The following is an 11844-nucleotide window of genomic DNA, read 5'->3' on the forward strand; positions in this document are numbered from 1 at the left end:
AATGGGCTTAAAAACTTTCTTAGAAGATATCGAACCACATTTTGAACCAGGTGGTAAGCATGAGAAATGGTACGCGCTGTATGAAGCTGCTGCGACTATTTTTTACACGCCAGGTTATGTAAATAAAGGTTCAACTCACGTTCGTGATAACATCGACCTAAAACGCATGATGATTTTAGTGTGGATGGCGACGTTCCCTGCCATGTTCTTTGGTATGTTCAATATTGGCCATCAAGCTGCAATTGCACTTGGTAATGGCTTTGAGCTAGCGAATATTTGGCAAGTAGGTTTATTCCAGTTACTTGGCGGTGAATTAACCGTTGATGCAGGCTGGGGGGCGAAAATGTTCTACGGAGCCTGTTTCTTCCTACCTATTTATGCAACTACCTTTATTGTTGGTGGTTTCTGGGAAGTGTTATTTGCTTCTGTGCGTAAGCATGAAGTTAATGAAGGTTTCTTCGTAACTTCTGTATTGTTCGCATTAATTCTGCCTGCAACGATTCCTTTATGGCAAGTTGCGCTAGGTATTACTTTTGGTGTAGTTATCGCAAAAGAAATATTTGGTGGTACAGGCCGTAACTTCTTAAACCCTGCGCTTGCTGGTCGTGCGTTTTTATTCTTCGCATACCCTGCACAAATTTCAGGTGACACAGTATGGACTGCCGTAGATTCATTCTCTGGCGCGACGATGCTTGGTCAAGCGTTTGCTGGTACGTTAAATTACGCGACTGATATTGAGCTTTGGTGGAATGCGTTTTACGGATTCATTCAAGGTTCTATGGGCGAAACGTCTACACTAGCTGTACTTATTGGTGGTTTATTCCTAATTTACGTGCGCATAGCGTCTTGGCGTATCGTGCTAGGTGTATTCCTAGGTATGGTAGTAACCTCATCAATACTGAACACCATTGGTTCTGAAACCAATGCGATGTTTGCTATGCCTTGGTACTGGCACATGGTATTGGGTGGTTTTGCATTCGGTATGTTCTTTATGGCAACTGACCCTGTATCTGCTGCATTTACTGATAAAGGTAAATTAGCATACGGTGCGCTTATTGGCTTTATGGTTATCATGATCCGTGTTGTTAACCCTGCATACCCAGAGGGCATCATGCTAGCAATCTTATTTGCTAACTTGTTTGCACCTTTATTCGATCACTTTGTAGTGCAAGCTAATATCAAGCGGAGGTTGGCACGTAATGTCTAGTAATAACGAATCAATTGGCAAAACGCTAGCTGTTGTTGTCTCATTATGTTTAGTGTGTGCAGTTATTGTATCGCTAACATCTGTACAACTACGCCCTCTGCAAAAAGCAAATAAAGCAAAAGATATTCAAAGCAATATCTTAGCTGCTGCTGGTATTGGCAAAGTTGATAACGTTGCCGAAACGTTTGATGCTAAAATCGAAACTCGCTTTGTTGATATGCAAAGTGGTGAGTTTGCTGAGCCGGTAGAAGATTTTGACTTTGAAAAAAGCAAATACGATGCTGATTTAAGTAAATCTTTAAAAGAGAATGGTATTAAGGACATCGCAGGTATTCAACGTATTACCAAGCGTGCGCCTGTTTATATCTCTAAAAAAGACGATGGCTCTACTGATGCAATCATCCTTCCTATTCAGGGTTATGGTTTATGGGGTTTAATGTACGGTTTTATCTCGCTTGAAAGCGATGGCGAAACTATTAAAGACATCATTTTCTACAAACATAACGAAACACCTGGTCTAGGTGGTGAAATTCAAAACCCACAGTGGACTGCAACGTGGGAAGGTAAAGAGTTACCAATCCAAATCGTTAAAGGGACTGCAGCCGGTGATGAGCATAAGATCGATGGTCTTTCAGGTGCTACATTAACGTCTAATGGTGTTGACCATGCAGTTGATTTTTGGACTGGCGAAAATGGCTTTGGCCCTTTCCTTGCGAAAGTACGTAAAGGAGCATTGAACTAATGGCTGATACTAAAGAAATGAAGGCGGTCCTATTTGGTCCAGTTTTCGCTAACAACCCAATCGCATTACAAGTACTTGGTATTTGTTCTGCGCTAGCGGTAACGTCTAGCTTAAAAAATGCATTAATCATGTCAATTGCATTGACCTTGGTAACTGCATTCTCTAGCCTTTTTATCTCGACTATTCGTAACCATATCCCTTCATCAGTACGTATCATCGTACAGATGACGATTATTGCATCATTAGTAATCGTGGTTGACCAAGTACTACAAGCTTTCTCTTACGCTACGGCAAAAGAGTTATCAGTATTCGTTGGTCTAATCATTACTAACTGTATCGTAATGGGTCGTGCTGAAGCTTATGCAATGAAGTCACCGCCATTAATGTCTTTCCTTGATGGTATTGGTAATGGCTTAGGTTACTCTGTAGTGTTACTTACTGTTGGCTTTATTCGTGAGTTATTCGGTAAAGGTTCACTATTCGGTGTTGATATTATTCCATTAGTACAAAATGGTGGTTGGTACCAACCTATGGGTCTATTGATCTTACCACCGAGTGCATTCTTCATCATTGGTTTATTCATTTGGGTACTTCGTACTTATAAGAAAGACCAAGTAGAAGCTAAAGCGTAAGGGGCGATAAGTGGAACATTATATTAGTTTATTTGTAAAAGCCGTTTTTATTGAAAACTTAGCGTTAGCATTCTTCCTAGGTATGTGTACTTTCTTAGCCGTGTCTAAAAAAGTAACTACATCAATTGGCCTAGGTGTAGCGGTTATTGTTGTATTAGGTATTTCAGTACCGGTTAACAACTTGGTTTACCATGCGGTATTAGCACCAGGTGCATTAGAGTGGCTTGGTTACCCAGAAGCAGATCTTAGCTTTTTACGTTTCTTAACTTTCATTGGTGTTATTGCAGCACTAGTGCAAATTCTTGAAATGGCATTAGATAAGTTCTTCCCACCGCTTTACAACGCATTAGGTATTTTCCTACCACTAATCACAGTTAACTGTGCAATTTTTGGTGCGGTATCTTTCATGGTAGAGCGTAACTATAATTTCGGCGAGTCTGTTGTTTATGGTATTGGCGCTGGTGTGGGTTGGGCGCTTGCAATTACATTACTTGCAGGTATCCGTGAGAAAATGAAGTATTCAGACGTACCAGATGGTTTACGTGGTTTAGGTATTACCTTCATCACTGTTGGCTTGATGGGTCTTGGCTTTATGTCATTCTCTGGTATTTCACTGTAATAATAGCGAGGTCAATCATGGATATTTTCTTAGGCGTTGGTGTTTTTATCGCTATCGTTGTAATACTAGTTTTAATCATCATTGGTGCTAAATCTAAGCTAGTTGCAAGCGGTGATATCATCATCGGCATTAATGGCGATGCAGACAAAGCCATTAAAACATCAGCAGGTAGTAAGCTATTAGGTGCACTATCTGAGTCAGGTATTTTCGTATCTTCTGCATGTGGTGGCGGTGGCTCTTGTGGCCAGTGTCGCGTACACATTAAAGAAGGCGGCGGTGATATTCTGCCAACTGAACTTGACCACATCTCTAAAGGTGAAGCACGTGAAGGTTGTCGCCTAGCGTGTCAGGTTAATGTTAAAAACGACATGGAAATTGAACTTGAAGAGTCAATTTTCGGTGTTAAAAAATGGGATTGTGAAGTTATCTCTAACGATAACAAAGCGACGTTCATTAAAGAACTTAAGCTACAAATTCCTGATGGCGAGTCAGTGCCGTTCCGTGCGGGTGGTTACATCCAGATCGAAGCGCCAGCTCACCATGTTAAATATGCAGATTTCGATATTCCTGAAGAGTATCGTGGCGATTGGAACCATTTTGGTTTCTTCGATCTGGAGTCAAAAGTAGACGAAGAAACAATTCGTGCTTACTCAATGGCTAACTATCCAGAAGAAGAAGGCATCATCATGCTTAACGTGCGTATCGCTACGCCGCCGCCAAGAAACCTAAGCCTACCATGTGGTAAAATGTCTTCGTACATTTGGTCACTTAAAGAAGGCGATAAAGTAACTATTTCTGGTCCATTTGGTGAGTTCTTCGCTAAAGACACAGACGCTGAAATGGTATTCGTAGGTGGTGGTGCAGGTATGGCACCAATGCGTTCACATATCTTTGACCAACTTAAGCGTTTAAACTCTAAACGTAAAATTAGTTTCTGGTATGGTGCGCGTTCTAAACGTGAAATGTTCTATGTTGAAGATTTTGACGGCCTAGCTGAGCAAAACGAAAACTTCGTTTGGCACACAGCGCTTTCAGATCCGCAACCAGAAGATAACTGGGAAGGCTACACAGGCTTTATCCATAACGTGTTATTTGAGAACTATCTTAAAGATCACGAAGCGCCTGAAGATTGTGAGTTCTACATGTGTGGTCCTCCAATGATGAATGCGGCTGTTATCACTATGCTTAAAGACTTAGGTGTTGAAGAAGAAAACATCTTACTAGATGATTTCGGTGGCTAATACCCAAACTGATTAAATTTAGTTAAAATACCAGCCTCGTCGCATTTTATGTGACGAGGTTTTTTTATATTAATTTTTAACCTATTAAGTAGGGTTGTTATGAACAAAGTAAATACTCCCCAGGGCACAATCGCCTTATTTATAATCACGCTGACTTTACTATTATCTGGATGTGGAAAATCAGTCCCAGAGGAAACCTACTTAGAAGGTAAAACGATGGGTACAACTTACCATATTAAGTTTTACGCTGAGCAAGTTGACCCTCAAGCAGTACAAGCAGAAATCGATGCGGTTTTAGTTGATATCAACCAGTCTATGTCGACCTATATCGAAGAGTCAGAAATAAACACCTTTAACCGTTTAGATGCCAACGAAGTAATGCCAATCAGTGATGACTTCAGGGCAGTTATTAGTGAATCTATGCGTATAGGTAATTCAACTAAGACCCTAGATGTGACTATGGGGCCGTTGATAGATTTATGGGGGTTTGGCCCAGATAAAAAACCAACAAAGCGCCCAACGAATGAAGCTCTGGCAAATATGATCAATAACATTGGTATAGATAAGCTGGTCCTTAACGAGCAAGGCTTAGCAAAAACGATGGCTGATTTAGAGTTGTCGTTTTCAGCTACAGCAAAAGGATATGGTATTGATAAAGTGGCTGAGCTATTACAAAGCAAAGGCATTACAGATTACATGGTTGAGATTGGCGGGGAGTTACGTATTGCTGGTACAAAACCAGACAATCAAGCATGGCGAATAGCAATTGAACAACCTGATGCAAACCCAGGTGAGCGAAAAGTACACCGTGTACTTGCACCAGGCAATAACGGTATTGCCACCTCAGGTGATTATCGAATCTTTTATACAATGGATGGCGAAACCTATACTCACCTTATTGATCCTATGACAGGGATGCCAATTAAGCATGACTTAGTTTCTGTTACAGTTTTACACCCTAGCGCTATGACGGCCGACGGTTTAGCGACTGCTTTAACGGTTATGGGAATGGAAAAAGCACAACGTTATGCGCAGCAGCATGATTTACCAGTGTATTTAATTGCTAAATCGCCTGATGGTTTAGTCACTTATTCAAGTCCTGCGTTTAAGCCTTATTTATAGTCTTTAGGTTTATATCCTTAGCATGAGGGTATATAATATACGGAGCTCAAATACGCTATTTGAGCTCATTTTATTGCTGAACAATAGGGGCTAAGCAATGTCACTTTTTTTTCTAACCTTTGGCTTACTTATTTTAATTGTCGCTGCGATGGCGATAGGCATGATAGTTCAAAGAAAATCGATGGCGAGTAGCTGCGGAGGCTTAGGCTCTGTAGGTATTGATAAAGCATGTGATTGCGATGATCCATGCGATAAACGCAAAAAGCGTCTAGCCAAAGAGCAAGTATGGAAAGAAAACCAAATTCTTTAAATAGATTTATTTCTGTTTAAACAAAAAACCTCTCGTAGCTCACTACGGGAGGTTTTTTATTTATATCGCCATAAATAAATCACCAGCTGATAAAATAATCGTGTTTTTATCTTGAACAGAAAACTCTCTTTGTTATACTCATGCCCGAACTTTCAGTAAGTTTTGAAAGTTCTATTGATGCGGATCAAATCTAGCTTAGCAAAATAGTGCTAATGCGTTGAGACTGTATTTCATGTCACTGTATAAGGCTTTACGGCTGCAACTTGTTTTTGTTGCCACGGTGTATACCTAATTTTGTTATTAGTCATTTTAATAGGTTAATGTTTTTGAACTCATTTTCTTTGTTTCATACCAGCGCTTTGCTTACCTTAGGTAAGTCAGTGTTGCATGAGCGCTTTAATAAAGCGAAAAGAGGCGTGAGTGTGGCTGTAACATTATTAGTTTTTAATGCCGTTATGTTGCTTAGTGGCGCTATCGAGGATGCCTTTAGGCTTGAAGCATTGATCAGTGATGGCTTTTTTATAGAGCCATTATTACTGACTATTGCCGAATTCTTAGCTCATCCTATCTTATCGTGTCAGTTACTTATTGGCCTTTGTTGGCTATTGTTCCACATGTTTCCAGCGCGTCGTGCTGGAATAATCCTCCGTAAAGCAGCCTTTGCTTTTAGCGAGGCTAAAGTTCAGCAACCCGTGCAAGCTGCACATGGTTGTCGTGCTCCACCTAGCTTTACAGGTTGTCTGTTTACCCATTAATTTTTATGGGTATAGGTTACACCTGTGGTATCTAATTATTTATTCTTGCTGTAAATAACGATTACTTTCATTGTAGCTTAGTGTTTTTACACACTCTCAGCCAACCACACCTCACCCAAGTTAATTTTTATTGCGTTATATTAATGTGTTTAAAAAAGCTGGGTTGGTTCTGCTAGGTGTTTTTTATTAAGCCAGTAGTCAATACTTCATGCTTGCATTCGCTCTGCATTATTTGTAATTCAATCTTAATTAACTTGGGTTTTTATCAAATATCGTTGCTAAATATTTTTGGCAGCTAATAAAAACTCTTTAGGTTTTAGGATAGTCCCTTGTTAATTCGTAACCTTTTTAATATTGCTTTAGCTAGTATGGCGCTGATTTTATCAGGCTGTAATGGCGGGGTACTCGACCCAAAAGGGCAGATAGGTATTGATGAGAAAAATCTGATCATCATCGCCACTGTGCTTATGTTGTTAGTTGTGATCCCCGTTATTGTGATGACTTTATATTTTGCTTGGAAATACAGAGACACACAAAACCATGAAATTTACGCACCAAAATGGGCTCACTCTAATAAGATTGAGGCTGTTGTATGGGCGGTTCCTATTGTTATTGTTGTTATTTTAGGTGTGATCACCTGGCAGTCAACTCAAGAGCTTGACCCTTATAAACCGATAGAGGGTAAAGGTGAACACTTAACTGTTGAAGTGGTGTCACTTAATTGGAAGTGGTTATTTATTTACCCTGAACAAGGTATTGCTACGGTAAACGAATTGGTATTTCCTGCTAATGTTCCGGTTGAATACAAAATCACGTCAGAAAGTACCATGAACTCGTTTTTCATTCCCCAGTTAGGTAGTCAAATTTACTCAATGGCGGGCATGGAAACTAAGCTGCATTTAATCGCTAATGAGCCAGGCACGTTTAAAGGCTTTTCGGCTAATTACAGTGGTGCGGGTTTTACTGGTATGAAATTTAATGCCATCGCAACACCAACAAAAGCTGACTTTAACCAGTGGGTTGAACAGGTTAAAACCAACGCTAATAGCCTTACTCATGCCAATTATGTTGAGCTTGCCAAAGCGAGTGAAAACAATCCCGTCGCTTATTATGGCAAGGTTGATGAAGGTTTATTTCATACCATAGTGATGAAATACATGCAGGCGCATGGCGATATGAACAAAAAACACCACTCGATGGGTAAACATCAGCAGATGAGTAATGAGCATCAGGCAATGGGTAACCATACAATGCCATCATCACACAGCCAGGGCGAGGAATAATCATGTCGTTTTTAGGTAAATTATCTATAGATGCAATTCCGTTTCATGAACCTATTATCATGGTTACCATGGCGGTGATTGCTATAGTCGGGCTTATTATAGCTGGGCTAATAACAAAATATAAAAAATGGGGTGTGCTTTGGCGCGACTGGATCACCTCGGTTGATCATAAACGCTTAGGCGTTATGTACATTTTATTAGCGCTAATCATGCTGTTTCGTGGTTTTTCTGATGCCATTATGATGCGTGCGCAGTTAGCGCTTGCTACCAGTGGCGCGCCAGGTTATCTGCCACCAGAACATTACGACCAAATATTCACCGCCCATGGCGTTATTATGATCATCTTTATGGCGATGCCATTTATGATTGGTTTAATGAATATTGTTGTACCACTGCAAATTGGTGCTCGCGATGTGGCTTTTCCATTTTTAAATAATTTAAGTTTTTGGTTTACTGCTAGTGGCGCCATTTTAATAAATCTATCGCTGATATTTGGTGAATTTGCTAAAACAGGCTGGGTTGCTTACCCACCGTTGTCGGAGTTGACCTTTAGCCCTGGGGTGGGGGTCGATTATTATATTTGGGCCTTGCAAATATCGGGGCTCGGTACGCTATTAACCGCTGTTAACTTCCTAGTGACAGTATTTAAAATGCGTGCCCCTGGTATGACACTGATGAAAATGCCAATTTTCACATGGGCATGTACCTGGGCAAATATCTTAATTGCGGCATCATTTCCAATTTTAACCGCAGTGCTGGCCATGCTAACGCTAGACCGTTATTTAGATTTCCACTTCTTCACTAATGAAGCCGGCGGTAACGCCATGATGTATATCAACCTGTTTTGGGCATGGGGTCACCCAGAGGTATACATTTTAGTATTACCAGCTTTTGGTATTTTTTCTGAAATAGTGTCGACCTTCACTGGTAAACGTTTATTTGGTTATAAATCGATGGTATATGCCAGCGGTGCCATTTCTATTCTTGGCTTTATTGTATGGTTACACCACTTCTTTACTATGGGCTCAAGCGCCAATGTAAATGCCTTCTTTGGGGTGATGACCATGGTCATAGCTGTGCCTACTGGGGTTAAGTTATTTAGTTGGTTGTTTACTATTTACCGTGGCCGTTTGCGCATTACTGTACCGGTACTTTGGACGCTTGGTTTTATGGTTACCTTCAGTATTGGTGGTATGACGGGGGTATTACTGGCAATCCCTGGTGCCGATTATGTATTGCATAACAGCTTATTCTTAATCGCTCATTTCCATAACACCATCATTGGTGGCGCAGTATTTGGCTACTTAGCCGGCTTTGTTTTTTGGTTTCCAAAAGCAATGGGCTTTAAGCTTGATGAGCGTTGGGGTAAAGCGTCATTTTGGTGTTGGTTAATCGGTTTTTTCGTAGCCTTTATGCCATTGTACGTACTCGGCTTTTTGGGCATGACGCGTCGCTTAAACCACTCTAATAATCCTGATTGGAATATCTGGCTTTATATTGCTGCAGTGGGGGCCGTGATTATTATGTTCGGTATTATTTGCCAAATTATTCAGCTATATGTGAGCTTTAAAAACCGCGAAGCGCTTGATGATACCACTGGCGATCCTTGGAACGGCCATACGCTTGAATGGTCAACGTCATCACCACCGCAATACTATAACTTTGCTGAAATCCCGCATGTTGATGATATTGATACATGGACTGATATGAAAGAAAAAGGCCTAGCTTATCAAGGTAAATCTAGCTATAGCCCAATTCATATGCCAAAAAATACCGCATCGGGTGTGCTTATTGCTGCGAGTTTAACGGCGTTTTGTTTTGCCATGATCTGGCATATTTGGTGGCTAGCAGGGCTTGGTTTTATTGGCGCGATTGCGCTGTTTATTAACCGTGCTTACACCAGTGATGTAGATTACTACGTGCAAAACGATGAAATATTACAAATTGAAGGCGCGCATATTGCCAGTAACACGAAGGAGGTAAGCGCATGAGTACGTTATCTGCAACTCAAGGCCATGTAAATTTAGAGCCTCATAGCGTAAGTCATACGCATGAACATCACGATACCTCTGGCGATACAATCTTTGGTTTTTGGCTTTATTTAATGACCGATTGCCTTTTATTTGCCTCATTTTTTGCAACCTACGCAGTGCTTTATATGAACACCGCAGGTGGTGTATCGGGCAAAGATATTTTTGAGCTTGATTTTGTTGCCGTAGAAACTGCGGCGCTACTTATAAGTAGTATTACTTTTGGTTTTGCCATGATTGCCGCTCAAGGGCAAAAAAAGGCGCTGACGCTTGGTTGGCTCGCGGTCACTTTTTGTTTAGGCGCGGTGTTTATTGGTATGGAAATTTATGAGTTTCATCATTTAATTGTTCATGGCAATGGCCCACAGCAAAGTGCTTTTTTAACATCGTTTTTCTCATTAGTGGGCTTGCATGGTTTACATGTAACTGCAGGCCTTATCTGGATGAGCATAATGATGATAGAAGTTATCAAGCGCGGTTTAGGTAAACAAACCGTCACGCGCTTAAGTTGCTTAAGCTTATTTTGGCACTTTTTAGATATTGTGTGGATTTGTGTATTTACCGTTGTTTATTTAATGGGGGCAATGTAATGAGCCATAGCGAAACACATGCTTTAGAGCAAATGCAAAGCCAACATCATGATCAGTCACATGGTAGTGTTAAAACATACCTGATTGGCTTTGTCTTATCAGTGATTTTAACGGCCATTCCATTTTGGATGGTGATGGAGGGCGACTTTTCAAAGGTCACCACACTCTGGAGTATCGTTACTTTAGCAATCGTGCAAATTTGGGTGCATTTAAAATACTTTTTACACCTTAATTTCACCACTGATGAAGGTAAAGCAAATACCTTTACCTTCTTGTTTAGCGCGTTGATCATCGTCATGGTGGTTGGACTGTCTGTTTGGATCATTTATGAATCAAACGCAATGATGATGTATTAGAGGTTTCAGATGTTTCGTCGTTATTTAGCTGTTACTAAGCCAGGTATTATTATGGGGAATTTGATCAGCGTTGCCGGTGGTTTTTTACTCGCCGCCCGCGGTGATATAGACCCATGGTTAATGTTGGTTACCTTGGTTGGTTTATCGCTTGTTGTTGCATCGGGATGTGCCATAAACAATGTTATTGATAGAGACATTGATGTTGCCATGGCGCGCACTCGCTCACGTGTGACTGTAACGGGCGAAATGTCTGCAAAAGCCGCTTTAAGTCATGGCGTGTTATTAGGGCTAATTGGCTTTGGCTTATTAATCACCTTTACCACTCAAGCGGCGGTATTTTTTGCCGCCTTTGGCTATGTCATCTATGTAGGGGTTTACAGCCTCTACATGAAACGCAACTCTGTTTACGGCACCTTTATTGGTAGTCTGTCGGGCGCAGTTCCACCTGTTGTTGGCTATTGCGCCGTTACGGGTGTGTTCGATATAGGCGCATTAATACTGCTGGTGATGTTTAGTTTGTGGCAAATGCCGCACTCATATGCGATTGCTATTTTTCGCTTTAAGGATTACCAAGCCGCTAATATTCCAGTATTGCCCGTGGCGCAAGGTGTTAATAAAGCTAAGCGCCATATTGTGCTTTATATTGCAGTATATGCTTTAGTGGTGATGCTATTGCCAATTAGTGGTTATACCGGTGCTGCCTTTATGGCCGTTGCCTGTATCACCAGTTTTTGGTGGTTACTCATGGCACTTAGAGGGTATCGCTACAACATAGACACCACCCGTTGGGCACGCCAAGTGTTTGCGTTTTCAATTATTAATATTACCGCTTTGAGTATTGCCATGGCGGTAGATTATCAAACAATTGCGCCACAGTTAGTGGCGCTAAACTGATCTTATCTGATCAATGAACCGAGTTAATTCCCAAAGTTAACCAAAGGCTCTGAGCATTGCGAG

At 41.0% G+C, this 11844-nt stretch carries 13 protein-coding genes; all 13 read left to right on the top strand.

Going from position 1 to position 11844, the window contains the following annotated elements; translation table 11 throughout:
- The first annotated feature begins 1 nt into the window (after position 1).
- On the top strand, positions 2 to 1207 hold the full coding sequence (locus CWB78_RS02945) for an NADH:ubiquinone reductase (Na(+)-transporting) subunit B (RefSeq protein WP_008111893.1): 1206 nt from the start codon (positions 2 to 4) through the stop codon (positions 1205 to 1207).
- Positions 1200 to 1949, top strand: a complete 750-nt coding sequence (locus CWB78_RS02950; protein WP_008111895.1) for a Na(+)-translocating NADH-quinone reductase subunit C — start codon at positions 1200 to 1202, stop codon at positions 1947 to 1949. Before CWB78_RS02945 ends, CWB78_RS02950 begins: the two co-directional genes overlap by 8 nt.
- The gene (locus tag CWB78_RS02955; RefSeq protein WP_006791491.1) at positions 1949 to 2581 is read left to right on the top strand and encodes an NADH:ubiquinone reductase (Na(+)-transporting) subunit D; all 633 of its coding nucleotides are present in this window, start codon (positions 1949 to 1951) and stop codon (positions 2579 to 2581) included. The genes CWB78_RS02950 and CWB78_RS02955 overlap by 1 nt, the downstream gene beginning before the upstream one ends.
- 10 nt (positions 2582 to 2591) lie before the next feature.
- Positions 2592 to 3200 carry an NADH:ubiquinone reductase (Na(+)-transporting) subunit E gene (nqrE, locus tag CWB78_RS02960; protein ID WP_036979660.1) on the top strand — a complete coding sequence of 203 codons (609 nt, stop codon included), beginning with the start codon at positions 2592 to 2594 and terminating at the stop codon, positions 3198 to 3200.
- A gap of 17 nt (positions 3201 to 3217) precedes the next feature.
- Positions 3218 to 4441, top strand: a complete 1224-nt coding sequence (gene nqrF / locus CWB78_RS02965) for an NADH:ubiquinone reductase (Na(+)-transporting) subunit F (protein WP_008111899.1) — start codon at positions 3218 to 3220, stop codon at positions 4439 to 4441.
- Between the two features lie 99 nt (positions 4442 to 4540).
- Positions 4541 to 5563, top strand: coding sequence for an FAD:protein FMN transferase (locus CWB78_RS02970; protein ID WP_138594137.1), 1023 nt, complete (start codon positions 4541 to 4543; stop codon positions 5561 to 5563).
- 97 nt (positions 5564 to 5660) lie between these two features.
- On the top strand, positions 5661 to 5873 hold the full coding sequence (nqrM, locus tag CWB78_RS02975; RefSeq protein ID WP_010391098.1) for a (Na+)-NQR maturation NqrM: 213 nt from the start codon (positions 5661 to 5663) through the stop codon (positions 5871 to 5873).
- Positions 5874 to 6199: 326 nt separating this feature from the next.
- Positions 6200 to 6628, top strand: a complete 429-nt coding sequence (locus tag CWB78_RS02980; protein ID WP_010391099.1) for a hypothetical protein — start codon at positions 6200 to 6202, stop codon at positions 6626 to 6628.
- Between the two features lie 329 nt (positions 6629 to 6957).
- Positions 6958 to 7911, top strand: a complete 954-nt coding sequence (gene cyoA, locus CWB78_RS02985; protein ID WP_008111912.1) for a ubiquinol oxidase subunit II — start codon at positions 6958 to 6960, stop codon at positions 7909 to 7911.
- Positions 7912 to 7913: 2 nt separating this feature from the next.
- On the top strand, positions 7914 to 9902 hold the full coding sequence (cyoB, locus tag CWB78_RS02990) for a cytochrome o ubiquinol oxidase subunit I (protein WP_055011637.1): 1989 nt from the start codon (positions 7914 to 7916) through the stop codon (positions 9900 to 9902).
- Positions 9899 to 10531, top strand: a complete 633-nt coding sequence (gene cyoC / locus CWB78_RS02995) for a cytochrome o ubiquinol oxidase subunit III (RefSeq protein WP_008111916.1) — start codon at positions 9899 to 9901, stop codon at positions 10529 to 10531. The genes cyoB and cyoC overlap by 4 nt, the downstream gene beginning before the upstream one ends.
- Complete coding sequence (cyoD, locus tag CWB78_RS03000; protein ID WP_008111918.1) at positions 10531 to 10887, top strand: cytochrome o ubiquinol oxidase subunit IV; 357 nt, start codon at positions 10531 to 10533, stop codon at positions 10885 to 10887. The genes cyoC and cyoD overlap by 1 nt, the downstream gene beginning before the upstream one ends.
- A gap of 9 nt (positions 10888 to 10896) precedes the next feature.
- Positions 10897 to 11781: a heme o synthase gene (cyoE, locus tag CWB78_RS03005; RefSeq protein ID WP_138594139.1), complete on the top strand. Its 885-nt coding sequence runs from the start codon at positions 10897 to 10899 to the stop codon at positions 11779 to 11781.
- The last annotated feature ends 63 nt before the right edge of the window (positions 11782 to 11844 follow it).

Origin of the sequence: Pseudoalteromonas sp. S1612, assembly GCF_005887175.1 — a bacterium.
Taxonomy (GTDB): domain Bacteria; phylum Pseudomonadota; class Gammaproteobacteria; order Enterobacterales; family Alteromonadaceae; genus Pseudoalteromonas; species Pseudoalteromonas undina.